The organism is Altererythrobacter sp. KTW20L, from assembly GCF_023501975.1.
Taxonomy (GTDB): domain Bacteria; phylum Pseudomonadota; class Alphaproteobacteria; order Sphingomonadales; family Sphingomonadaceae; genus Alteraurantiacibacter.
Map to the genome: position 1 here is coordinate 23,897 of NZ_JAMFLH010000003.1, position 23,480 is coordinate 47,376.

Here is a 23,480-nt window from a genome sequence, read left to right on the forward strand (position 1 = left end):
CACTTCATCCCAGCACCGCTTCCCATTCCGCCTGGTTGAACCCCACCAGCAGGCCGTCCCCATGCTCGACCACCGGCCGCTTGATGAGGCTGGGCTGTTCGACCATCAATACAACCGCATCACTGTCTGCCCGTGCCCTGTCGGCATCGGTCAGCTTGCGGAAAGTGGTCCCGCGCCTGTTGAGCACCACGTCCGCGCCCTTGTCGGCCAGCCATGCGGAAACACGGACAGGATCGGCCCCTTCCTTCTTGTAGTCATGGAAGGTGTATTCCAGCCCGCGCTTATCCAGCCAGTCGCGTGCCTTTTTCACTGTGTCGCAGTTGGGAATGCCATGGAGGTGGATCGTCATGCTTCATCCTGTGCGGTGAAATTGTGAACGCGCGGAGACTCGCAGGCGAACAGAGTATAGCTGGCATACCATGCGGATCGGCCATCAGCCTGTGCCGCGCGATGTTCGGCCTCGCGGCCCCAGGCCCGCGCGCTCGCCTCGTCGGCCCATTCGGACAGGGCGACGACCTCGCCGTCGTCGGAGGTGTAGCTCTTGAATGTCAGGTAGCCGGGCTGTGCGCGAGCCAGTTCCTCCATCCGGTCGGCCTGTTCGCCATAGGCCGCCTGGTCGATCCCGGCACGCTTGCGGTTGCGGAATACGACAAGATACATGTCACTTTCCCCCAAGGTGGGCATCGGCAATCGCCACGGCCAGGGCATCGGCCGCATCTGGCCCGAGGACGACAGCGCCGGGCAGCAGCACCTTCAGCATGGCCTGGACCTGCGCCTTTTCGGCAGCGCCGGTGCCGACCACCGCCTTCTTTACCAGCCGCGCCGCGTGCTCGTTCACTGCCACCCCGGCCGCGCCGCAAGCTGCCAGCACCGCGCCGCGGGCCTGGGCCAGCTTCAGCGTCGATTGCGGATTCTTGTTGAGATAGACCTCTTCCGCCGCCGCCCGGTCCGGCGCATGGGCGGCGATCACTTGCGCAATGCCCGCCTGAAGGGCCGCCAGCCGCTCGGACATCGGGGCCTTGGCGTCGGTCTTTACCTGGCCGTTGGCAATGTGCCTGAGCCGCGAACCTTCTACCCGCACAATGCCCCAGCCAGTACACGACAGCGAGGGATCGAGCCCCAATATCAACATCAGAGCTTGAGGCCGAAACGCGGCCCCACTTGCATCATCAGCAGGTAGAGCCCCACGGTAAGCAGGCATCCCAGGGCCAGGGCGAGCCAGAAATTAACCCCGCTGCGCAGCATCCACGGAATTGCCAGGAACATCGGCAGGCTGGGCAGCACGTACCAGAAGGTCGCTTGCGCATGGACCGCCATGTTTTCGACATCGGGTTTTGCATGCCACAGGAAGATCATGCCAAGCACGCTCACCAGTGGCAAGCTGGCAACCAGCGCGGCCATGGCCGGCAGGCGGCGGCCAAGCTCGGCAATCGCGGCAATCATCAGGCCGGCCAACAAAGCCTTGGCGGCCAGTTGCCACATCAGCCCAGCTTTTCCATCACCTCGTCCGGGATCTCGTAATTGCCCCAGACGGTCTGCACGTCATCATCGTCGTCGAGCATGTCGACCATCTTGAGCAGCGTTCCGGCGTCTTTTTCGTCGAGCGAGACGGTGAGGGTGGGCTTCCAGGCCAGCTTGACCGTCTCTGCCTCGCCCAGCACACCTTCGAGGCCCTTGGCCACTTCGTGCAAGGCTTCCATTTCGGTCCAGATGGTGTGGCCATCATCGGAACTTTCGACATCGTCGGCGCCCGCTTCGATGGCGGCTTCCAGCACCTTTTCCTCGTCACCCGCGCTGGCGGGATATTCGATCAGGCCCTTGCGCTCGAACCCGTGCGAAACCGAGCCCATGGCGCCCATGTTGCCGCCGTTCTTGGCAAAGGCATTGCGCACGTTGGTGGCGGTGCGGTTGCGGTTGTCGGTCAGCGCTTCCACGATGATCGCACTGCCGCCGGGGCCATAGCCCTCGTACCGGACTTCCTCGTAGTCCTCGCCGCCCGCCGCGCTCGCCTTGTCGATCGCGCGTTGGATATTGTCCTTGGGCATCGACTGCGCCTTGGCCGCATTGACCGCCAGCCGCAGGCGCGGGTTCATGTCCGGATCGGGCATGCCCATCTTGGCCGCCACGGTAATTTCGCGGCTAAGCTTGGAAAAGAGGTTCGACCGCTTCTTATCCTGCGCCCCCTTGCGGTGCATGATGTTCTTGAATTTGGAATGGCCTGCCATGGGATGTCCGGTAAACTGCCTGAAATGAAGATGGCCGCGACCTAGCCCAGCCGCGCCGGTTCATCAACATTGGCCCGCATTTTCCGGCACAATCGCCTGAGTGCAATGCCTCCGGCTCTTCACCCGTTGGCCACGATCCCGCCATTGGGGTGCAGCACCTGGCCCGACATGTAGGAGCTGTCTTCACAGGCGAGGAACAGGAATGCGGGCGCGACCTCGTTGGGTTCGCCGGGGCGGCCCATCGGCGTGCCTTCGCCGAAATGTTCCATTTTCTCCGCGCTGGACCCGCCACTCGGATTGAGCGGGGTCCAGATCGGGCCGGGGGCGACGGCGTTCACACGCACGCCATCGCCCACTAGGTTCTCGCTCAGCGAGCGGGTGAAGGCGGTGATCGCGCCCTTGGTCGCGGAATAGTCGAGCAGTTCCTTGCTGCCCTTGTACATGGTCACGCTGGTGCAGTTGATGATCGCCGCGCCCTCTTTCAAATACGGTCGGGCGGCCTGGACCAAGTAGAACATCGAGAAGATGTTGGACTGGAAGGTACGTCGGAGCTGTTCGGATGTGATGTCCTCCACCTCCTTGTCGGGATGTTGCTCGCCCGCGTTGTTGACCAGCACATCAAGCTGGCCAAACCTGTCGATGGTCTGCTGCACCAGCTTGTCGCAGGTGTCCTTGTCACCCAGGTCGCCGCGGAAGATGAAGGCCTCGCTACCCTCCTCCTCGCACAGCTTGCGGGTGTGGTCGGCATCCTCGTACTCGCACAGGTAGGCGATGGCCACCTTCGCCCCTTCGCGCGCAAATAGTACGGCAGTCGCGCGCCCGATCCCGCTGTCGGCCCCGGTCACGATGGCGACCTTCCCCGCAAGCCGCCCCGATCCAGGATAGCGCGGCTGCCATCGGGGCTTGCTGTCCATCCGGTCCTCGACCCCGGGCATTCCGGGTTCTTCGGCGATGGGTTCGATGAATTCGGCTTCGGCGGTGCGGTTTGTCATGGCCAAGATCCTGCAGAATGGGATGTCTGCAGGCTCAACCAGCCCTTGGCCTTGCCAGTTCCGTAGTCAATCGCGGGCGATGAACGCCCCGCCGATCACCCCAGCCCGAGCGCTGCCTTGTAGGTGTCGAGGATCATTTCCATTTCGCTGCGATCATCGGGCTTCATTTTGCGCAGGCGGACGATCTGGCGCATGATCTTGGGATCGTAACCCACCGCCTTGGCCTCGGCATAGACATCGCGGATATCGTCGGCGATGCCCTTTTTCTCTTCCTCAAGGCGTTCGATACGCTCGATCAGCAGGCGCAGGCGGTCGTCGGTGGCATTGGCCATGAAAAGCTCCGGTCAGTATTTGAGAACGTGTTGGCGGGCGCGATAACGGGGCCGACAGATTCGGGCAAAGGGGTGGCTGTGGAAATGTTCGGCGAACGGGCAGCGGCTCAGTGCATACCCTCGTTGCGCGCCATGCTTTCCTCCATCCGCGCCAGTTGTTCGGGCGTGGCTTCAGTCTGGTGGGAAGCTTTCCATGCATCCATCGGCATGCCGTGGATCACCTCGCGCGCCGCCGCCTTGTCGCCTGGGTATCCGGCGTCGCGGATCCAGTCGGCCAGGCAGTTGCGGCAGAAGCCTGCCAGGCCCATCAGCTCGATGTTCTGGGCATCGTGGCGGTGGCGAAGGTGGCGTACCAGTCGGCGGAAGGCGGCAGCGGCAACATCGTCGGGCAGGTTGTCGAGCGGATCGGGGGCATTACTCATTTTCTCGTCCTTGTTTTGTCGCCTGTCTCTGCCATAGGCTCGGCCTCATGACAAAGATCCCGTCTCCCAAATTCAAGCGGCGCGCCCGCAAGGTCAAGATCCTCGCCACGCTGGGACCGGCCAGCAGCGATCCCGAAGTGATGCGCCGCCTGTTCCGTGCCGGCGCCGATGCCTTCCGCTTCAACATGAGCCATGGCGACCACGCCGCGCACGAGGCAAACTTTCGCACCGTTCGCGCGATCGAAAAGGAATTCGGGCGTCCCATCGCGATCCTGTGCGACCTGCAGGGTCCCAAGCTGCGGGTCGGCACCTTTGCCGAAGGCAAGGCGCTGATCGCCCACGGCGCCCGCTTCATTCTCGACAGCGACCCGACGCCGGGCGATGCGACCCGCGTCTGCCTGCCGCACCCGGAACTGTTCGCAGCACTGACCGACGGTCAGCGACTGCTGATCAACGACGGCAAGATCCGCCTGCGGGTAAAACGCCACAGCGCGGACACGATCGAATGCGTGGCCGAAGTCGGCGGGTTGATTTCGGACCGCAAGGGCGTGAACGTGCCCGATGCCGAAATCCCCATTCCCGCCCTGACCGACAAGGACCGCCGCGACCTTGAGTTCGCCATGGAGCACGGGGCCGACTGGATCGGCCTGTCGTTCGTCCAGCGGCCCGAGGACGTGGAGGAAGCCAAGGCGCTGATGCAGGGCCGCGGGTTCCTCTGCGCCAAGATCGAGAAGCCGATGGCGATCAAGCGGCTGGACGAGATCATTGCGGCATCGGACGGCGTGATGGTGGCACGCGGCGACCTTGGCGTGGAGTTGAACCCCGAGGAAGTCCCGCCGCTGCAGAAGCGCATCGTCAACGCCACGCGGCTGACGGGCAAGCCGGTGATCGTGGCAACGCAAATGCTCGAATCGATGATCGAGAGCCCGACCCCGACCCGCGCCGAAGTGTCCGACGTGGCCAACGCGGTATATGACGGGGCCGACGCCGTGATGCTGAGCGCCGAGACCGCCGCCGGAGCCTGGCCCGAAGAAGCAGTCATGATGATGGATTCCATCGCCCGCCAGGTGGAGGCCGACGAAGGCTATACCGCGCGTGTGCGCATGCTGGACACCCCGCCCGATGCCACACCGGCCGATGCGCTGGCCCATGCCTGCATGACCATCGCCGATACGATCACGCTCAACGCCATCTGCGTGTTCACCGACAGCGGCAGTTCGGCCCGCCGCGTGGCGCGCGAGCGGCCCGCCGTGCCGCTGATGGTGCTGACGCCGTCGGTCCAGGTGGCGCGCCGGGTAAGCCTGCTGTGGGGCGCCCATGCGGTGACCACGCGCGATATCGGCAGCTTCGAGGAGATGATCGCCAAGGGCAAGCGCATGGCGCTGCGCCACGGGTTCGGCGGCGCGGGTGCGCGGGTTGCCATGCTGGCAGGCGTGCCGTTCGGCAAGTCGGGGGCGACCAACCTGCTCCACCTCGTGCGCCTGACGGGCGACGAGCTGGATGATCATCCAGCCGGAACCGACTAGATTGTCGGACTGGCAGTCCGCCTAGGCGCGGCAATCTTCCAGCAACTGGTCGAGATCGTCGGGCAACTCGAAATAGCCGCCTGACAGATCATCGTAGCGCCCGCTGGCAAGATCAAGGCAGCGCTGGGCGCACCGATCAAGGTCACCGGAGGCGGCCGGATCGTCGCACCGCTCCTTCAACCGTTCGACCATGCCCCCGAGGTACTTCTGGGCAGCAGGGTCACGCATCGTGTCGCGCGCCAGTTGCGTCGGCACGAAGCCGGGATCGATGACGAAGGCGGCCACGCCGCTGCCCTCCAGCTCCGCCGCCGCTTCGGCAACCAGCCGGTTCTGCGCGATCTTGCCGGTGCAATAGGCCGACAGGTATGGCGCCACGATCCGCGCCGCCTTGGCCGAGACGCAGATCACCCGGCCCCGCCTGCGCGCAACCATGCCCGGCAACAGGCGGTGCATCAGCAGGAACGGCGCGCGGATGTGCACTTCCTGCGCGCGCCACCATTCGGCGGGGTCCACTTCCCACAAAGGCCCAAACGGCCCCGGAACACCTGCGTTGGACACCAACAGGTCCACCGGGCCGAGCAGCTTTTCCACCTGGTCCACCGCCCCAGCAATGGAGGCCGGATCGGTCACGTCGCAGACCACGGGGAATGCTGATCCGCCAGCCGCGCCGATAGCTTCTGCCACTTCCTGCAACTGTCCTGTAGACCGCGAAACCAGAGCTACAGAAGCGCCCTCGCTCGCCAGCTTCTCCGCGATGGCCCGGCCAAAGCCGCGCCCTGCGCCCGTCACCAGCGCCACCTGTCCTGCCAGAATTGCCATGCCAGCTTTCCTCTCTCACCCAGAGGCTAAGCGCGCAGCCCAGCCAAGTCGAGAGCGGAACCAAGCCGCTGCCCGCAGGTTCAATCCCTGCCGATGGCGTTTCAAACTGGGTGGGCGAAGCTATGTCCGGTACGGACTTTAAGGACCTCGACGAGGTGCCGGAAAAGGTGGCACAAACCGCCGCCATGCTGGCATGCAATTCCGCGCACCTCGCCCGGATGCTGAAAGCCGATCAGTATCCCGGCACTTCTGGCTGAACACGACGACAGGGAGGACCACCTCATGACCGAACTCGCCGCCGAAGTCTCGGGTGACTTTGCCGAAGCCGTGCTGGCGGGGCTCGCCCTGCCCCGCAAGGTAATCCCGGCGCGCTACTTCTATGACCAGCGCGGGTCAGAACTGTTCGAGCAGATCACCGGGCTGGCGGAATATTACCCCACGCGGACCGAGCGCTGGCTGCTCCAGCACCATGCCGCCGATCTCGAACGCCTGGCCGGGCGCGGTCGCCCGGTGGTGGAATTCGGCGCCGGTTCTGCCGCCAAGACGCCCCTGCTGCTCGATGCCACCCAGGCGCGCACCTATGTGCCGATCGATATTTCTGGCGATTTCCTGGCCGAGGCGATGGAGGATCTCGCCCGGCTGCGGCCGAACCTTGCCATCATGCCGGTGGCTGGTGACTTCACCCGCCCGCTAGACCTTCCACGCCTCGACGGCCCGCTGACCGGGTTCTTCCCCGGCTCCACCATCGGCAATTTCGACCATGCCTCTGCCGTGGACCTGCTGCGGTCATTCCGCACCACGCTCGGCAAGGATGCCCGGCTGGTGATCGGGATCGACACCCGCAAGAATGCCGGCCTGCTGGAAGCCGCCTATGACGATGCGGAAGGTGTGACCGCGGCATTCAACCTCAACCTCCTCACCCGCATCAACCGCGAGCTGGACGGGACAGTGCCCCTCGATGCCTTCGAGCACCGCGCCGTGTGGCACAGCGGCTTTGGCCGGATCGAGATGCACCTTGTCGCCACCCGCGCAGTCGATTTCACCGTTGCGGGCCGCCGCTTTGCCTTGCGTGAAGGCGAGACGATCCACACCGAGAACAGCTACAAATACACGCCCGAGGAAGCCCGCCTGCTGGCCCGTGCATCGGGGTGGGAGCCGCTGGCCATGTGGACCGATCCCGATGCGCTGTTCGGCCTGCATGTATGGACTGCCGGGTCAGGCGAGGCCCAGCCATGAGCTCGGCTGCCGAACTCCAGCCGGTCGGCGCTCACCCCCTGGCCGCGCAATACCGCGCCGTCCGGCTGGCAACCGAAGCCCTTGCCGCACCGCTTTCGCCCGAAGACTGCCAGGTCCAGTCGATGCCCGATGCCAGCCCGCTGAAATGGCACCTGGCTCACACCACATGGTTCTTCGAAACCTTCCTGCTCCAGCCCATGCTGCCGGATTACGAGCTGTTCGATCCTGCCTTCGCCGTGCTGTTCAATTCCTATTACGTGGGCGTGGGCGAACGGTTCACCCGGGCGCAGCGCGGCATGCTGACGCGGCCCTCGCTCGACCGGGTGCTGGCCTATCGCCGCCATGTCGATGAAGCGATGGACCGGCTGACGGGCGGAACTTCGCCTGATATGTGGCACGACCTGGTCGAACTGGGCATCAACCACGAACAGCAGCACCAGGAACTGATCCTGATGGACCTGCAGCACGCCCTGTCGCTCAATCCGCTGTGCCCCGCCTATCGCAAGTCATCGGGACCGAGCGCCAAGGCCGCTCCCGCGCAGTGGGCGCAGGTTGAGGAAGGCCTCTATCGCATCGGCCACAATGGACAGGGCTTCGCCTTCGACAACGAAGGCCCGCGCCACCGGGTCTGGCTCGACAGCTTCGCCATTGCCGACCGGCTGGTGACGGTGGGCGACTACCTCGAATTCATCGCCGATGGCGGTTACCGCAAGCCCGACCTGTGGCTGTCCGATGGCTGGGCCATGGTCGAGGCCGAGGGCTGGACCGCCCCGCTATACTGGCAGGAGCAAGGTGGCGATTGGTGTGCGTTCTCGCTCGAAGGGCAGCATCCGGTCGATCCTTCCGCGCCGCTGCTCCACGTCAGCTACTATGAGGCCGATGCCTATGCCCGCTGGGCAGGTGCCCGCCTGCCGACCGAAGCGGAATGGGAAGTGGCCGCCAGCAAGGACCTGCTGCACGACGTGGACGACGTGGCCTGGCAATGGACCGCGTCTGCCTATCTCGGCTATCCCGGCTTCGCTCCTGCGCCGGGCGCGGTGGGCGAATACAACGGCAAGTTCATGGTGGGCCAGCATGTGCTGCGCGGCGGATCGCTCGGCACGCCCGCCGGTCACTCGCGGATTACCTACCGCAACTTCTTCCCGCCCCATGCCCGCTGGGCCTTTTCGGGCATCAGGCTGGCGCGCGGTTCAGCCTAGCGCGAAATCGACACAAGCGTGGCACTGCAACTGCAAAGGATCGACCACTTCGATTGGCGAGGTTTCCTGCGCGATCACCAAGGGCAGCTCGGTGCAACCGGCGATTACCGCCTCGCATCCCTGTCCCGCATGGCGGGCAATCAGGTCGGCGAACCAGGGCGCAAAGTCCGGCTCGATCGTGCCATCTGCCAGCTGCGACTGGATTGCTCCGACACGCACCCGGTCGGACTCGTCGGGAGTGACAACCTCGATTCCGGCCGCCCGGATTGGATCGGCGTAATACCCGTGCTCCATCGTGAACCGCGTGCCCAGCAACAGCACCTTGCGATAGCCGCGTGCCACCAGGTGGTCGCGCACAAGCTCGATCGCGTGGAACAGCGGCGGATCGGCGGGCAGCTCGTGGATGATCCCGGCCAGCACGTGGTGCAGCGTGTTGTTGGCGATCATCCAGCAATCGGGCTTGAACGACAGCAGGGTACGGATCTCCGCGAGCAGCAGTGGCGGAATCCGGCCCCAATCGCCCGAGTAGTGACCGCGGATTTCGGCATAGTCGATGGAATAGAGCGCGATCCGGGCCGAGTGCGCCGCGCCCAGCCGCCGCTGCACTTCCTCGTTCAACATGCGATAGGGCAGTACGGTGGAGGGCCAGCTTGTCCCGCCCAGGATGCCGATCAGTTTCATCACCGCAGGCTAGGCAAGGTTGGGGCCACGAACAATCGCGAAAGGTGTCAGGACGCGAAAGTCACTGGGACACGAAAGTCTTGGAAAAACTGGAGCGGGCGAAGGGATTCGAACCCTCGACCCCAACCTTGGCAAGAAGGCCCACTAGCTTTTCCTGAGTACGCCAGACTTGTAATAACTACGATATTACAGTGGTATGGAAGTAGGGTGCCTTTTCCCAAGCACGATAAAGATACCCCAATTTGGCTTGCATCTGCTGACAATATGGTGACAAAGTGATCAAGCAGAGATTTTGTCACCAAATGGGGGAAATTCATGCCCACGGTCAAGCTAAACAAGCGCAGCGTTGACGGGCTGCTCCCTCCCGCCAAGGGGCAAGCCGCGCTTTGGGATACAGAAGTGCGGGGCTTTGGCGTACGCATCCTGCCTTCGGGTACGAAGACCTTTATCTTGCAGTATCGCAATCCAGAGGGCGTGCAGCGCCGGATCAACATCGGCCGGTACGGCGTGTTGACGGTCGATCAGGCCCGCGATCAGGCAAAGCTTTACCTTGCCTCTGTGATCCAGGGTGAAGATCCTGCAGATGAGACGCGTCGGGCGCGAAAAGGTATGACGGTCGCAGAAATGTGCGATTGGTATCTGGCCGAAGCGCGGACGGGTAACATCCTTGGCAGGCTGAACCGGCCAATAAAGCCGTCTTCGCTCGACATGGATGAAAGCCGGATCAAGACTCACATCATTCCGCTTCTCGGCAGGCGCGTTGTAGCGCAGTTGAGCATTGCCGATGTTGAGCAGATGCAATCTGACGTGAAGAACGGGAAGACTGCCAAAGCCAGAACCGGCGGCCGAGGAGGAAGGGCTACGGGTGGCGCTGGTGTCGCGTCTCGATGCCTTGGCACGATCCAGGCCATCATCGGCCATGCCAAACACAAAGGACTTCTGGCCGTCCATCCGACCCAAGGGGCAAAGAAGCTCGCTAGCCAGAAAAAGACTCGGCGTTTGAGTGTCTCCGAGCTCGAGATGCTCGGCAAGGCGCTCGCATTTGCCGAACAAAATCGCGAAAATCCTGTCGCGCTGAGCGTTCTCAAAACCCTCCTGCTAACGGGATACCGGCGAGAGGAGGCTCAAGCAATGCAACGGGTCTGGGTCAATGCCACCGCCGGCTTCGTCAGTTTCCCGGACACTAAAGGTGGTGCGCAAGTGCGTGCCATCGGTCCGACTGCGCTCAAAGTGCTGCAGGATCAGATCGAAATCGTTGGTAATCCCTATGTGTTCCCCTCTGAAACCGGGGCGGGGCCATACACAGCCGTCAGCTCCTGTCTGGACCGCGTTTGCAAACTTGCAGGGATATCAGGGGTGACGCCCCACACCTTGCGGCATACGTTCGGTAGCATCGCTGGCGAATTGGGTTTCTCGGAACTGACGATCCGAGCGATGCTGGGCCACGCATCGCAGAACGTAACGCAAGACTACATCCATATCGATGAGGCGCTAAAGCTTGCCGTACAGCGGACGTCGGATGAAATTGCCCGGCTGCTTGAGCTCGGTGCAGCCAGACTGCAATCAATGCAGCAAGCGGCGTGATCCCCGGTTTGCGAGATCAGGTCATGTCAGGTGGAATTCCTTCCGCATCCTGCTATTGACAATTAACCTTCAAGGTGTATATTGAATGGCGAGAAAGAGAGTGCCGCATCACGAACTTTCCTCTGTTCAGGCGAAGTTTTGTGATGTGGCAAGCTTGGAGATCACGCGGACGGCAACGCGTAGTGCCCAAGCCTTGGGCTACTCGCTCGGAGATGTGGTGGCCGTTGTACAGGCCCTTGAACCCGGGGATTTTGTGAAGTCGGAGACGGCTCACAATCCGGTAAACTCGAAGGTCTGGCACGACAGCTACCGGATCCCGTGCGACGGCCTGTATCTCTATCTGAAGTTTGCCGGCGAGACGCTGATCGATGTCGTTCTGACATCGTTCAAGGAGGTTTGAAGGTGACGCAGACACGGATTCATCCCGAGACCGGCCAGGTCCTCCGCCGCGCCGCCCGTGTGCAAACGGTCAGCGTTGGGTCGATGTCGCGCGAGGTCGAGGTGTCGGGCTGGTATCCTGAAGACGGTGGTGACTCCATTCATTCAGGTGCCGAGCTGCAAGCGCTGGATCGGGCCTATCTTGAGCTGCGCGCCGCATATGCCGCGCGCGTCAAGGCAGTGCGAAAGAAGCTTGGCCTCACCCAGGAAGAGGCTGGCCGGATTATCGGTGGCGGACGGCGCGCGTTCCAGAAGTATGAAAGCGGAGCCACGCCACCCAGCGACGCCGCGGTGGGTCTGATCGAGATTTTGGACCGTCATCCAGAGGAGCTGGAAACCCTCCGCAACCTGCGCAGGCTTGCCTCGCGTGAGGGCGCTGGTGGCCGTCTCACGCCGACCGGCAAGAAGGGGACGGCTACCAAGGGCGTTCGTAGTGTTGCGGCATGAGCCCAGCCAACGTGGTCGGATAGCCACGGGACAACAATCGCGCTTCAAATTTCAGGAAGCATAACGTATCGCTGTTTGCGTCACAGGTTTGCGACGCGAGGGGATGGAAAGTAGAATAGATGTCAAACGCCAAGCAAATACTGGCGATGTTACGCAGTCGCGCGGAAGGCGACGACGCGCAATTCTATTCTATTGCCTTGCAAGTTGCCGCATCGGAAGCCCGTCAAGGGCACCGTGACACCGCGAATGAACTTCGTTCAGCAGTCGATGCCGCCCGCGGCGCGGGCGGGGTCAAGGCATCTATTCCCGTGTCTTTTGCTGCCCCACGCGGCGATCTCGAAGGACTGCTCGACTATCGCGATCCTGTGGTTGATCTTCAAGACGTTGTTCTGAGCGCGTCGGTGTCCGAGCGGCTCAATGGGATGCTCTTGCAGCAGCGCAAACGCGATTGGCTGCGCGAACATGGCAAGGTTCCGTCAAGAAGCCTGCTGTTCGTCGGCCCCCCGGGATCCGGCAAGACCATGACGGCCGAGGCGATCGCAGGTGAGCTGAAGCTTCCGCTCTTTATCATTCGGCTCGAAACACTGATCACCCGTTATATGGGTGAGACCGCAGCAAAACTGCGTCTGGTTTTCGATGAGACCCGGCGTCGGCGCGGGGTCTATTTGTTCGATGAATTCGACGCAGTCGGCGGTCATCGCACCGCGACCAACGACGTCGCTGAAATGCGCCGGGTCCTCAACAGCTTCCTCCAGTTCATGGAAGAGAAGACCTCGACGGACAGCCCGATCCTCGCAGCCACCAATCATCCGGAGCTGCTGGACCGGGCGCTCCTCCGCAGGTTCGACGACGTGCTCGAATTTGAGATGCCGACCGCAGCGCAGATTCGCGCGGTGATCAAGGCCAACCTCAAACCCCTCAAATTTCAGCGCGCAGGATGGGCCGCGATCGAGCAGGCGGCGCGGGGGCTTAGCCAGGCCGAAGTCGCCCGCGCTACGGATGAAGTCGTCAAGACCGCGATCCTCGAGCAGAGGAAGCAGACGACCACCCAGGAGGTCGTCGCCAAGCTCACTGAGCGCCAGGCCATGCGAACGGCGTTTGCGGTGAAGCTCTGAGCCCTGTGAGCGAACACAACCGACCGCACATCGATATCACTCCGCTTGCCCAGCGACGTACCTTCAAGTCGCCGGGCAGCAACGCACGGCAGCGCGCGCTAAACAGAGTTCGTGCGGATCACGGACTCCGCCTCATCGCGGAAATTGGCAATGCCTTTGCGGAGGCTGAGGCCGGACAGCGCGGCCTGCCCGAACAGCCAGCGGACCTTGAGCCTGCTGGCGGCGTTTTCATTGAGGTTGAACTCAATCGGGGCACCGGCGCCACCAACCTTGAACGGCAAAGGGAAGGCACACGGCAAGCGGCCGAAATCGTCGACGAGAACGGCGTGCGCCGCATTGCTCTGTTTGTCCCGGATGACATGCGCGATGCCTTTTCCCAAGTCTTTGAGGACTACACAAACGGGGAACTGAGCGAAAAGGGGTCGCCGCCCAAGAAGACCCGGGTCGAACCGATCGAACACATTCGTGCGGCACGCGTGCAAAGTTTCTGGCGCGATGCTCCCGAGGCATTGCCGGAAGACCCCCAAGCGCAGATGTGGTGGGCGCTCTGGTGCTTCAACGATCGCATCGACAGAGTTCTGGGCAGCGCCGCGGTTTTGGGGCTGCATGTCGGCAACCCCGACACCTTTCTGCGCTTTCCTGAGACGACGGTGATCCCGGCATACGGACGGCGCGCATCAATCGAGATGTTACTGTTCGCAACCGCAGGCATTTCGGAGCTGCGTCGCGCGAGCGACAGCCCGCTGGTGTTTACCCGGGACCTGAAGGACGACGTTCCGGCATTTATCGATGATCTCGCAGAGCGTGTAACCTGGCCCGGCAATGACGCGCCGGCGGTCTGCCTGCTCGACACGGGGGTCAATCGGGCGCATCCCCTGATAGAACCCGCTCTGTCGACAGAAGATCTGATGGCGATCGACACGGCCTGGGGCGGGGACGATCACGAACACGGCGCTGGCCATGGGACCGGCATGGCGGGTCTTGCCTTGCATGGGGATCTTGTCGGTCCGCTCGCGAGCGATCAGCCAATCGAGCTCACCCACCGTCTGGAATCAGTCAAGATTCTGCCCCCTCCCGGTGTGCCGGACAATGATCCCTATTCCTATGGACCGATCACCCAAAGCGCCATTCTGCTCGCGGAGATCAACAACCCGGATCGTGACCGTGTTTTCTGCATGGCGGTCACCAACGAGGGGCGCAGCGGATCAGACGCGACGGCGTGGAGCGCGGCCATCGACCAGGCGGCGGCCGGAGCGGAATCGGACGATGCTGAAAATCCGTCGCCTCGGCGGCTGATACTGCTCTCTGCTGGCAATATTCCCGACAATTCCATTGCCACCGAAATCGCGGATTCTGATGCTTTCCCGGCAGAAGACCCCTCACAGGCGTGGAACGCCCTCACGATCGGCGGATATACGGACAAGACCGGGATCGGCGAGGCAGGCTACGACGGTTGGAGCACGATGGCACCGGTTGGTGCCGCCAGTCCTCACAGCCGGACATCCTACCTCTGGGACACTAGCCAATCTCCGTTCAAACCCGAACTCGTCTTCGAGGCCGGGAACAGGGCGGTCAGCCCGTGCGGTGCAGAAGCGGTAGCGGGACTTGATTCCCTTTCCCTCCTTACGGCCTCCCGCCTGGTCGCCCAGAAGCTGCTGGACGCATTCTGGGCGACAAGTGCCGCAACCGCTCAGGCGGCCCGGATGGCAGCTCAGCTGACTGCGGCCTACCCGCAGTATTGGCCGGAAACGATCCGTGCGCTGATGGTGCATAGTGCCCGTTGGACCGGGCACATGGATCAACTCGTCGCGCAGTGCGCGACAAAGCGAGAAAAGGCCGACTGCCTGAGGCGGTTCGGTTACGGTATCCCCGATCTGGGGCGTGCGATGGCGTCGGCCATCGATGATCTCGCCCTGGTCGCACAAAACACGATACGTCCGTTCCGCATGGAAGGCGGTAGCGTGCGATTCAACGAGTCGCATATCTATCAGCTTCCCTGGCCCCAGGACGTGCTTGAGGCGCTCGACAACACTCGGGTAAGGTTGAAAGTCGCCCTCTCCTATTTCGTGGAACCCAACCCCAGCTTTGCCACCAATCTGGACCCGGCACGCTACCAGTCCTTCGGCCTACGTTTCGATCTCAAGCGCTCACGTGAGACGATTGGGAACTTCAATCGCCGCAACAATGCCGAAGGATACGACAAAGACGCTCCGCGCGCGGTCAATGAAACGAACGACGGCTGGCTATTTGGCGAAAAGCAGATCTCGTCGGGTTCGCTGCATTTCGACATCTGGGAGGGGCCTGCTATCGAACTTGCCGCCCGCAATGCTCTATATGTCCATCCGATCTCGGGATGGTGGCGAGAGCGCAAATCGCTCGGAAGATATGACCAAGAGGCGCGCTACGCGCTTGTGATCAGCCTTGAGACGCCGAGCGTTGAAGTCGACCTTCACACACCAATTTCCGCGTTGGTTCCTGTGCTGGTTGATGTTCCGATCGAGATTTGAAGTGAACAGCAAGGAAGGCTCGCGCCACGGTCATTTAGGCAACGAGATGATATCTCCCATTTCTGCGCGCACCAACGTATCGAACGATTCCCGCCGAGCAAAGCGCTGCTATAAATGCCCAAAAATGGAATTGTGCTGGCCAATTGCGTGGCGCACCGTCAACAGGTGCGCCACTTAGCCGTCACCGGCTCCAGATCAGCGCATAAGTTTCCTCGTCGGCATTCAGCACGAGCGAGGCGAATATCGGCGCTGGGAAGAGCGGGTCATCGATCTTACAGCTGAGATAATCCCGCTCTGTCGCCGATGTCCTTTCCCATGCCGCGCCTATTTCGCCGTCAGCCGAAAAAATCCGATAGTCCGGTGCCTTTTCATGATCTTTGCTGCTGGGACGGATCTCGAGCTGGACCGATAAGGACAGCGTGCAAAGCGTGCCCCGATAGCTGTCCGCATCCTTGGTGAATGTTCCGATGGTCGACATCATCTTACTCCTGAAGTTCGAGCCGCGCCAATCGCGGCCTCGATGACGGGAGAGAGGGACAAGGCGGCGGGTGCCGCACGCGCTAGCGCCGCAGCGGCAAGCGAAGGACCGGACAGACGCAACAATTTGTTTCGCGATGCAAAGCCGGCAGACTGCCGGCGGCGGAAATTGTTGTGACTGGCCGGTTGCGGCCAACCCGGCGAGGCTCAGCCGTCCTAGGCCATTCCGGCAATCGAGAGGTCGCCCTCGCGACGATAGACTTAGGTTAGTGGTGGTAGCCATCGGCTCCACAGATATCGGCGTTCAAGGTCAGACGGTCAGAACTGGTCGAGCCTTTATTGAAGTTGAGGCTTCAAAGTTGTCGAACAAAGGAGGAGCCATGGCCACCCCAATTTCGATGAATCAATGACGAAATTTTGGAAAATCCACAGTGCCATGATCGTTTGAAAATTTGTAAAAACGAGGCTTTTCGTTTCGAACGGAACAGGACGGTCGGCGCGAGTGAATATCGAAGTGATGCCTATATGCCCGAAATGCTGGTTGGGTGCTTTGGCAACTTACTCACCCTTCGGTGTATCGATAACCTGCAGGATGCCATTCTAACACAACGATCTTATCGCGTCCGTGACCATGTCCCAATCAGGTTCTTCGGTCATGTGGCACCAGGAAAAGCGCAATGCGCCATCGATGCGCGCTTCGGGCAGGCCCATCGCCACCAGAACATGGCTCGGCTCATAGCTTGCCGAAGTGCAGGCTGAACCATTCGATAGGGCTACTAAATCCTTGAGGATCAGCATCACAGCTTCCGAATCGAGCCTTGGGAAACTGAGGTTCAAGGTCGACACAAGCCCTTGGTCTAGCGAACCGTTAACTATTGCGCCGAGTGGCTCGAATGCATCTAGAAGGTGCTGGCGGATTTCGCGGCAGCGCGCCGCGCGGGCATCCGCATCCCGCGACGCCGCGGCACACGCCGCGCCAAACGCTGCAATCAATGCGACCGGTAATGTCCCTGGACGGAGCCCTCTCTCTTGCCCTCCGCCGTAGGTCAACGGCGCCAGCGGCACCTTTTTTTGACCACGTCGGACGATCAATGCCCCGATGCCCTTGGGCGCATAAAGCTTGTGACCGGAGACGCTAATCAAATGAATGTTAGGATCAGTAAGCGGGAGCCGTAATTTGCCGAAACTCTGGGCGGCATCGACGTGGAAAAACGTGTTTTTGCCAACCAAGCCAGACGCGATCGCCTGAATCGGCTGGAGTGAACCAGTTTCGTTGTTTGCGTGCATGACCGATACGAGCAATGTGTCGGGTCGCACTGCAGCCAGCAGTGCCTCGGCGCGAATGCATCCGTCAACTCCGGGAGCGATAATGGTTTGTTCAAACCCTGCTCTGACCAACGCATCTATGGGCTCAAGTACTGCCTTGTGCTCGATCGCTGTGGTTACAATATGACGCTTAGCCGTCGCATCGCCGTGCGCGCGAAGCCCAAGAATTGCGAGATTATTGGCTTCGGTCGCACCGCTGGTAAAAATCACTTCATCCGCGCGAGCGGCGGCTAGCGCCGCAACTTGCGCGCGCGCCGTTTGCACGGCGCGTTTCGCCTGAGCGCCAAAGTCATGAGTGCGACTGCCCGCATTCCCATATTCAAGATCGGTGAAGCGCAGCAGCGCCTCCCTCGCCTCAGGATCGATAGGGGCTGACGCCGCGCAGTCAAAATATGATGTCATTTGCCAAACAAAGTATGTTTCCCGTTTGACAAACAATGCCACAAAAGCGAGTATGGGTCTAGAGGGAGCGCACGTCGAAATTTCATGGTAGCAGGATTCGAATACGCCTTTCCAGCGATCCGAGGCGTCCAAGCTAGCCGCGAATTCTACGTGTCGATGTGCCCGCTTCGGCTGTTGCCGAAGCTCTTCCTCTTCAATGAGGACGAAATGATACCCGAGCTGCGCGCTCAGCGCCAGTTGAACAAGGCGCGTCTTCCAGAAATGGCGCGCTATGTGCTAGAAAACCCCGATGATTATGTATTTTCGGCCATCACGGCGTCCGTCGATGCCGACGTGAAGTTCGATCCGCTTGGCGATGATCCAGATTCGCGAAAGATGGGCGTTCTGCGGATCCCGATGTCAGCGCGATTTGTGCTGAACGATGGCCAGCACCGCCGGGCGGCGATTGAGATGGCGATGCGCGAAAATCCGTCAATTGGCGATGAAAGTATCGCAGTTGTTTTCTTCCTCGACCAAGGGCTAGCGCGCTGCCAGCAGATGTTTGCCGACCTCAATCGTTATGCAATCCGGCCAGCGCGGTCGCTCGGTGTGCTTTACGATCATCGCGACGATAAGGCGCTGCTCGCCAAGCTTGTGGTTGCACGTGCGCCGGTGTTCCGCGATGTCGTGGAGATGGAGCGCACAACACTCGCTCCGCGTTCACGTCGGCTGTTCACGTTGAGCGCGATCTATACCGCGACCGCAGCGCTGCTTCAGAATGTTGAGATCGAGGAGCCAGAGGAGCGCGCCAAGCTCGCTGCCGAATTCTGGGAAGTCGTCGGTGCGCAGTTGCCGCAATGGGCGCAGGTTCAGCAGGCCAAGATTACTGCTGGCGATGTGCGCGAGGATTATCTGCACAGTCATGGCGTCGTGCTGCAAGCGCTCGCACGGGTCGGCAATTGCCTAATTCACCACCAACCCAGTGATTGGAAAAATCAGATTAAAAAGATCCGCACAATCGACTGGCGGCGCAATAACGCGGCACTATGGGAAGGCCGCGCAATGATCCTTGGCCGCGTATCGAAGGCACAGCAAAACGTCTTGCTCACCACCAATGCCATTAAGAACCATTTGGGAATTAATCTGAGTGCGGACGAAACCCGCGCCGAGGATGCCCTGCAACGAGGAGACCGCCGCGATGGCTGAACTGCCGCGGCGCAAAAGCGCCTTTGCCGAACTTGGATTCGAAGCGACAATTGAGGCACTGATTGACGAAATCCAGACGATGTACCGCGCCGACGGCATTCCTTGGGTTGTCGGTTATAGTGGCGGCAAGGATAGTTCGGCGGTGCTGCAGCTGATCTGGATGGCGCTGGTCGCGCTCCCGAAGGACGATCTCAGCAAGCCCGTCTTTGCAATTAGCACTGATACGTTGGTTGAAAACCCAATCGTCGCGACTTGGGTTCAAAACTCCCTCGACAAAATGGGCGGCGCGGCCAGGGCAGCGGGCATACCGTTAACTCCGCACCGGCTAACGCCGGAGGTGCGCAATAGCTTTTGGGTTAATCTGATCGGTCGTGGCTACCCTGCTCCCCGGCCGCGCTTTCGCTGGTGCACCGAGCGCCTCAAGATCAATCCGTCGAACAAGTTCATTGGCGATGTCGTGCGCGCCAATGGGGAAGCAATCATTGTGCTTGGCACGCGCAAGGCGGAGAGCGCGGCGCGCAACCATGTGATGACCCGGCTCGAAGGCAAGCAGGTGCGAGCGAAATTGTCTCCCAACACCACTTTGCCCAACGCCTACGTCTATAGTCCAATCGCTGACTGGTCTAACGACGATGTGTGGACGTTCCTTATGCAGCGCCGCAATCCTTGGGGGCATAACAACAAGGATCTGCTCACGCTTTATCAAGGTGCGTCTGCGGATGGGGAATGCCCGTTGGTGATCGATTCTACTACGCCGAGTTGCGGTGACAGCCGTTTTGGCTGCTGGGTCTGCACACTGGTGGACCAAGACCGTTCTATGCAAGCGATGATCCAGAACGACACTGACAAGGAATGGATGCAGCCGCTGCTGGATCTGCGCAACGCACTCGATGTGCCTGACGATCGGCCCCTTCGCGATTTTCGAAGGATGAGCGGGCATGTCCAGTTGTTCAACGACAAACTGGTGCCTGGCCCCTACACGCAATCAGCGCGCCAGAAATGGCTCGAGGACTTGCTTAGTGCGCAGCTTCATGTCCAAATTCATGGTCCGGAGGAAATGGCCGGACTTGAATTGATTACCCTGCCTGAACTCGAAGAAATTCGCCGCATATGGGTGGTCGAAAAACATGAAATCGAAGACAGCCTGCCCATGCTCTACGAGCGAATGATGGGCAAGCCTTACCCCGGCGGACGGCTCGACGATGGCATGAGTTTTAATGCCGAGGATATTGCACTGCTAAAAGAAATCAGCGGCGACACGCTGCATTTCGAGCTCACCAGACAATTGCTCTCCATCGAGCGCAAGCATCGCGTCATGGCGCGGCGCGCTGGAGTGTTCGGCGAGCTCGAACGGGCGTTCGAGCGTGGCTTCTACGAGGACGAGGCCGACGCTACGGATCGAGCAAGAGCGCGACACCAGGCCAAGCAGGATGCGGCCGAGCAGGCGGCAGACATCGCGTGATTATCGACCAACTCATTTTGCATGATTTCGGCCAGTATGGCGGTCGGGTCGTCGTCGATCTGACCCCACCGTCACCCGAGCAGCCGATCATCCTGTTTGGCGGGCTCAATGGTGCAGGCAAGACTACCCTGCTCGACGCTATTCAGCTTTGCCTGTTCGGCCCGCTCGCGCGTTCCTCGCGACGTGAAGGCGTGAGCTATGAGCAATACCTTGATGGCTCCATCCACCGCGGTACCGGCGCGAACAGTGCGACGATCGAGCTGCGCTTCCGCCACATGTCTCATGGCGAGGAGCAACTTTATCATGTAAAGCGCAGTTGGCGGCGGACACCCAAGAGCTGCAAGGACCAACTCGAGGTGGTCCGCAATCATCGCTTTGACGCCATGGCGACCGAGCATTGGGCCGAGCAGGTCGAGGAGTTCTTGCCATCGCGGATCGCGCATCTGTTCCTTTTCGATGGCGAACAGATCGAAGCCTATGCTGACCCACGTAGTTCCAGCGGGCTTATTGAGACAGCAGTCTATAACTTACTTGGCCTTGATCTTGTCGAGAAACTTGGCTCCGACCTATCGGTGATCGAGCGTCGACGCCGGATGGAAGCGCGCCCCCAGGAAGAGCAGGACCAACTCAAGGTGCTTGAGCTGCGGCGCGAGGAGCTACGTGACCGGATCGAGGTGGTCCATGCCGAGCACGCCAAGCGTGAAGCCGAACTTGGCCGCATCGCTAGTCTGAGAACGCGGCTTGAGGAGCGCTTCCGCAAGGAAGGTGGCCACCTCTACGAGCGGCGTGGAGAACTCGAGCGCACGCTTTCGATAGCAGATGCGCAATTCCGCGCGACCGAACGGGCGTTGCGTGATGCGGCCGCGGGTGCTTCGCCGCTGTTACTTGTTCTGCCGCTTCTTCAGAGGACTGCTAAGCAGGTGCGTGCAGAGTCAGCCTCGGCGCAGGCGCTCGCGACCGATAAGTTGCTGTCCCAACGCGATGCCGATATCGTCGAGACAATCGCAAAGCAGAAGCCAAGTTCAGATCTCCTCAAGTCTCTCACCGACTTTTTGCGCGACGATCGCGCCAAGCGCCGCGATTCGGTCGAGATCCCACGACTAGGCGTGAGCGATCTCGGGCGGGAACGGCTCCGCGAACTGACCGACGAAGAGCTCGATGCGGCGCGCGCTATGTTGCCTTCGCTGCTAGACGATCAGCATAGCGCATGGATCGCGCTTGAGGATGCGCGCAACCAGGTCGCAGCGGTACCGACTGCGGAAGCGCTGACTGCATTGTCGGCGGAGCGCGACGAATTGATTGCCCGTGAGGCGGTAATGCAGACTGAGCAAAAGGCCGAAGGCGAACAGCTCGATCGGCTGCGCCGGGATCTCGAGCGCGCGCAAACCGAGATTTCACGGTTCACGGCAGATGACAAAGAGGCGCAGCTCGCGCAGGATGATCGTTCCCGCGTGCTTCTGCACATAAGCAAGGTGCGCGATACGCTCGACAAATTCCGCGATGCGGTCATCCGCCGCCATCTTGTCCGGATTGAAGCGCTGGTTCTCGACAGCTTCCAGCAGCTTCTTCGCAAGAAGACACTGGTCGTCAATTTGCGGATCGACCCGGAAAGCTTCCAGCTCGCGCTGACGGGGCGCGACGGTAATCCGCTGCCGCCTGATCGTTTGTCGGCGGGCGAACGCCAATTGCTAGCGACATCGGTTCTGTGGGGCTTGGCGCGCGCATCAGGTCGACCGCTTCCGATGGTGATCGACACGCCGCTGGGTCGGCTTGATAGTTCCCATCGCCGTCGGCTGGTCACTCACTATTTCCCACTGGCTAGCCACCAAGTCATCCTGCTTTCGACCGACGAGGAGATCTCTGGCGGCTATTACGAGGCGCTCAAGCCATTTGTCGGCCGAGTCTACCACCTTCAGTTCAACGAGGAACGTGGGACTACCAGCGTCGAGCCCGGCTATTTCAGCGAGCCTGGAACTATAAGCGAGTCCGCTTATGTCGGTTAAATCTATCCGTTTTTCACAAACAGCGCGTGAGCAGCTCTCTCGGCTCAAGCGACACACCGGCATCGAGCACATGAATGTGCTGGCGCGCTGGGGCTTGTGTACTTCGCTCGCAGAGACCATTCCTCCACCGGCAGCAAAGATCCCTGCAGACAGCAATCTCGAGATGAGCTGGGAGGTTTTTGGCGGTCGCTATGCCGACATCTTACTCGCGCTGGTAAAACAGCGCTGCTTCGAAGATGGACTGGGAGACGACGACGAGCTGGTTGCGCAACAGCTGCGCCTACATGTCCATCGCGGACTGTCCTATCTCGCTGGCGACCGAAAGCTGCGCAGCATCGCAGATCTCGTTTCACGCGCTGACCGTGTTACGCGTTAACCGGGTCATTTGGAATGGCTCCCTCACTTTTCGAAGCCGCCATGTAGTGAAGTCGGCGATAGCGTTCGGCACCCTAAACGCCATGAATTTGCTTTTGAAGCAGGAAGCCGAATAAAACCTATTCATATTGCGATAAAAATTTGCGCCGCTTAGGAAATGCCATTGTTCCTTTGTGCCGGATTGAGGTGAGCAGTTGTCCAGTAACGCGTTTGATCTCGCTGCGAGTACAGCACTGCCGCGAACGGCGGAAGATTTCTACAGAGAGCACGCATTCGCGGTGTACCTCTGGCCTGACCTCTGGCGTGGGCAGGCTGGGGCCCAACCATTTGCCTGGACCGAAGTCCCGTTTGAGGAAGGGTCGGTAGACGCTGTACCATCCGAGCAAGGCATCTACGCGTTCAAGATCCGTATCAACAACACGATTATGCCTAAGCATGCCGTAATTGTTTATTTCGGGCAAAGTGGGGCCGGGAGTCAGTCGAATCTAAAAAACCGATTTCGACAATATTTGAGAGACAGGGCCCGCGGAGCAAAAAGACCTAAATTTCAGTGGCTGTTCTCAAACTGGAGCAACGATTTGCTGTTCTGTTTCTCCAGCCTAGACTGGACCGAAGCCGATTTGCGTAAACTCGAGAACGATCTCTCCGATGCAGTCATTCCAGCCTGCAGCACCCTCGATTTTTCAGCGCGTATTCGGCGCATCGTTCCCGTCTTAAGGAATTGACG

General features: G+C 60.9%; 26 protein-coding genes. 14 read left to right on the forward strand and 12 right to left on the reverse strand.

Going from position 1 to position 23,480, the window contains the following annotated elements:
- Window positions 1–4: 4 nt before the first annotated feature.
- The 8 genes from M3P36_RS03215 to M3P36_RS03250 all read right to left on the reverse strand — a co-directional run bounded on the left by M3P36_RS03215 (window position 5) and on the right by M3P36_RS03250 (window position 3,971).
- The gene (locus M3P36_RS03215) at window positions 5–349 is read right to left on the reverse strand and encodes an arsenate reductase (RefSeq protein WP_249700677.1); all 345 of its coding nucleotides are present in this window, start codon (window positions 347–349) and stop codon (window positions 5–7) included.
- A complete protein-coding gene (locus M3P36_RS03220) occupies window positions 346–660 on the reverse strand; it encodes an antibiotic biosynthesis monooxygenase family protein (RefSeq protein WP_249700679.1) in 315 nt (104 codons plus the stop codon). Before M3P36_RS03220 ends, M3P36_RS03215 begins: the two co-directional genes overlap by 4 nt.
- Before the next feature lies 1 nt (window position 661).
- Window positions 662–1,132 carry a crossover junction endodeoxyribonuclease RuvC gene (gene ruvC / locus M3P36_RS03225; protein ID WP_249700681.1) on the reverse strand — a complete coding sequence of 157 codons (471 nt, stop codon included), beginning with the start codon at window positions 1,130–1,132 and terminating at the stop codon, window positions 662–664.
- On the reverse strand, window positions 1,132–1,482 hold the full coding sequence (locus M3P36_RS03230; protein ID WP_249700682.1) for a DUF3147 family protein: 351 nt from the start codon (window positions 1,480–1,482) through the stop codon (window positions 1,132–1,134). The genes ruvC and M3P36_RS03230 overlap by 1 nt, the downstream gene beginning before the upstream one ends.
- Window positions 1,482–2,225: a YebC/PmpR family DNA-binding transcriptional regulator gene (locus M3P36_RS03235; RefSeq protein WP_249700685.1), complete on the reverse strand. Its 744-nt coding sequence runs from the start codon at window positions 2,223–2,225 to the stop codon at window positions 1,482–1,484. The genes M3P36_RS03230 and M3P36_RS03235 overlap by 1 nt, the downstream gene beginning before the upstream one ends.
- A 119-nt stretch (window positions 2,226–2,344) precedes the next feature.
- Window positions 2,345–3,217, reverse strand: a complete 873-nt coding sequence (locus M3P36_RS03240; RefSeq protein WP_249700687.1) for an SDR family oxidoreductase — start codon at window positions 3,215–3,217, stop codon at window positions 2,345–2,347.
- A 95-nt stretch (window positions 3,218–3,312) separates the two neighbouring features.
- Window positions 3,313–3,549 carry a DUF2312 domain-containing protein gene (locus M3P36_RS03245; RefSeq protein WP_249700689.1) on the reverse strand — a complete coding sequence of 79 codons (237 nt, stop codon included), beginning with the start codon at window positions 3,547–3,549 and terminating at the stop codon, window positions 3,313–3,315.
- Between the two features lie 107 nt (window positions 3,550–3,656).
- Window positions 3,657–3,971 carry a DUF1244 domain-containing protein gene (locus M3P36_RS03250; protein ID WP_249700692.1) on the reverse strand — a complete coding sequence of 105 codons (315 nt, stop codon included), beginning with the start codon at window positions 3,969–3,971 and terminating at the stop codon, window positions 3,657–3,659.
- Between the two features lie 47 nt (window positions 3,972–4,018).
- On the opposite strand from M3P36_RS03250, the gene pyk reads away from it, so the two are divergent.
- Window positions 4,019–5,497, forward strand: a complete 1,479-nt coding sequence (gene pyk, locus M3P36_RS03255; RefSeq protein WP_249700694.1) for a pyruvate kinase — start codon at window positions 4,019–4,021, stop codon at window positions 5,495–5,497.
- 21 nt (window positions 5,498–5,518) lie between these two features.
- Here pyk and M3P36_RS03260 read toward each other — a convergent pair whose 3' ends face one another.
- Window positions 5,519–6,316: an SDR family NAD(P)-dependent oxidoreductase gene (locus M3P36_RS03260; RefSeq protein WP_249700697.1), complete on the reverse strand. Its 798-nt coding sequence runs from the start codon at window positions 6,314–6,316 to the stop codon at window positions 5,519–5,521.
- Window positions 6,317–6,438: 122 nt separating this feature from the next.
- Here M3P36_RS03260 and M3P36_RS15125 point away from each other — a divergent pair, with 122 nt between their 5' ends.
- The 3 genes from M3P36_RS15125 to egtB are packed head-to-tail and all read left to right on the forward strand — an operon-like array spanning window position 6,439 to window position 8,751.
- Window positions 6,439–6,573 carry a hypothetical protein gene (locus tag M3P36_RS15125; RefSeq protein ID WP_283773310.1) on the forward strand — a complete coding sequence of 45 codons (135 nt, stop codon included), beginning with the start codon at window positions 6,439–6,441 and terminating at the stop codon, window positions 6,571–6,573.
- Between the two features lie 25 nt (window positions 6,574–6,598).
- The gene (gene egtD, locus M3P36_RS03265; RefSeq protein ID WP_249700700.1) at window positions 6,599–7,552 is read left to right on the forward strand and encodes an L-histidine N(alpha)-methyltransferase; all 954 of its coding nucleotides are present in this window, start codon (window positions 6,599–6,601) and stop codon (window positions 7,550–7,552) included.
- The gene (egtB, locus tag M3P36_RS03270) at window positions 7,549–8,751 is read left to right on the forward strand and encodes an ergothioneine biosynthesis protein EgtB (protein WP_249700703.1); all 1,203 of its coding nucleotides are present in this window, start codon (window positions 7,549–7,551) and stop codon (window positions 8,749–8,751) included. Before egtD ends, egtB begins: the two co-directional genes overlap by 4 nt.
- On the opposite strand, the gene M3P36_RS03275 is transcribed toward egtB, so the two are convergent.
- Complete coding sequence (locus tag M3P36_RS03275) at window positions 8,743–9,432, reverse strand: aspartate/glutamate racemase family protein (protein WP_249700705.1); 690 nt, start codon at window positions 9,430–9,432, stop codon at window positions 8,743–8,745. The two genes, egtB and M3P36_RS03275, sit on opposite strands and share 9 nt — an antisense overlap.
- A gap of 315 nt (window positions 9,433–9,747) precedes the next feature.
- On the opposite strand from M3P36_RS03275, the gene M3P36_RS03280 reads away from it, so the two are divergent.
- The 5 genes from M3P36_RS03280 (at window position 9,748) to M3P36_RS03300 (ending at window position 15,523) form a co-directional block, all read left to right on the forward strand.
- Complete coding sequence (locus M3P36_RS03280; protein WP_249700707.1) at window positions 9,748–11,016, forward strand: tyrosine-type recombinase/integrase; 1,269 nt, start codon at window positions 9,748–9,750, stop codon at window positions 11,014–11,016.
- A gap of 85 nt (window positions 11,017–11,101) precedes the next feature.
- Window positions 11,102–11,416, forward strand: a complete 315-nt coding sequence (locus M3P36_RS03285) for a type II toxin-antitoxin system MqsR family toxin (protein ID WP_249700709.1) — start codon at window positions 11,102–11,104, stop codon at window positions 11,414–11,416.
- A gap of 2 nt (window positions 11,417–11,418) precedes the next feature.
- Entirely contained in the window at window positions 11,419–11,901 is a 483-nt protein-coding gene (locus M3P36_RS03290; protein ID WP_249700711.1) for a type II TA system antitoxin MqsA family protein, read from the forward strand.
- Between the two features lie 119 nt (window positions 11,902–12,020).
- A complete protein-coding gene (locus tag M3P36_RS03295; protein ID WP_249700713.1) occupies window positions 12,021–13,016 on the forward strand; it encodes an AAA family ATPase in 996 nt (331 codons plus the stop codon).
- 5 nt (window positions 13,017–13,021) lie between these two features.
- The gene (locus tag M3P36_RS03300; protein WP_249700715.1) at window positions 13,022–15,523 is read left to right on the forward strand and encodes a S8 family peptidase; all 2,502 of its coding nucleotides are present in this window, start codon (window positions 13,022–13,024) and stop codon (window positions 15,521–15,523) included.
- Between the two features lie 181 nt (window positions 15,524–15,704).
- Here the strand turns inward: M3P36_RS03300 and M3P36_RS03305 are convergent, their stop codons facing one another.
- On the reverse strand, window positions 15,705–16,004 hold the full coding sequence (locus M3P36_RS03305) for a DUF736 domain-containing protein (protein WP_249700717.1): 300 nt from the start codon (window positions 16,002–16,004) through the stop codon (window positions 15,705–15,707).
- Between the two features lie 596 nt (window positions 16,005–16,600).
- A complete protein-coding gene (locus M3P36_RS03310) occupies window positions 16,601–17,770 on the reverse strand; it encodes an aminotransferase class V-fold PLP-dependent enzyme (protein WP_249700719.1) in 1,170 nt (389 codons plus the stop codon).
- A gap of 42 nt (window positions 17,771–17,812) precedes the next feature.
- Here M3P36_RS03310 and dndB point away from each other — a divergent pair, with 42 nt between their 5' ends.
- The 5 genes from dndB (at window position 17,813) to M3P36_RS03335 (ending at window position 23,478) form a co-directional block, all read left to right on the forward strand.
- On the forward strand, window positions 17,813–18,913 hold the full coding sequence (dndB, locus tag M3P36_RS03315) for a DNA sulfur modification protein DndB (protein ID WP_283773312.1): 1,101 nt from the start codon (window positions 17,813–17,815) through the stop codon (window positions 18,911–18,913).
- Window positions 18,906–20,375 carry a DNA phosphorothioation system sulfurtransferase DndC gene (gene dndC / locus M3P36_RS03320; protein ID WP_249700721.1) on the forward strand — a complete coding sequence of 490 codons (1,470 nt, stop codon included), beginning with the start codon at window positions 18,906–18,908 and terminating at the stop codon, window positions 20,373–20,375. The genes dndB and dndC overlap by 8 nt, the downstream gene beginning before the upstream one ends.
- On the forward strand, window positions 20,372–22,378 hold the full coding sequence (gene dndD / locus M3P36_RS03325) for a DNA sulfur modification protein DndD (RefSeq protein WP_249700723.1): 2,007 nt from the start codon (window positions 20,372–20,374) through the stop codon (window positions 22,376–22,378). The genes dndC and dndD overlap by 4 nt, the downstream gene beginning before the upstream one ends.
- Window positions 22,368–22,754 carry a DNA sulfur modification protein DndE gene (dndE, locus tag M3P36_RS03330; RefSeq protein WP_249700725.1) on the forward strand — a complete coding sequence of 129 codons (387 nt, stop codon included), beginning with the start codon at window positions 22,368–22,370 and terminating at the stop codon, window positions 22,752–22,754. The genes dndD and dndE overlap by 11 nt, the downstream gene beginning before the upstream one ends.
- A gap of 193 nt (window positions 22,755–22,947) precedes the next feature.
- Window positions 22,948–23,478: a hypothetical protein gene (locus M3P36_RS03335; RefSeq protein WP_249700727.1), complete on the forward strand. Its 531-nt coding sequence runs from the start codon at window positions 22,948–22,950 to the stop codon at window positions 23,476–23,478.
- Window positions 23,479–23,480: the final 2 nt, after the last annotated feature.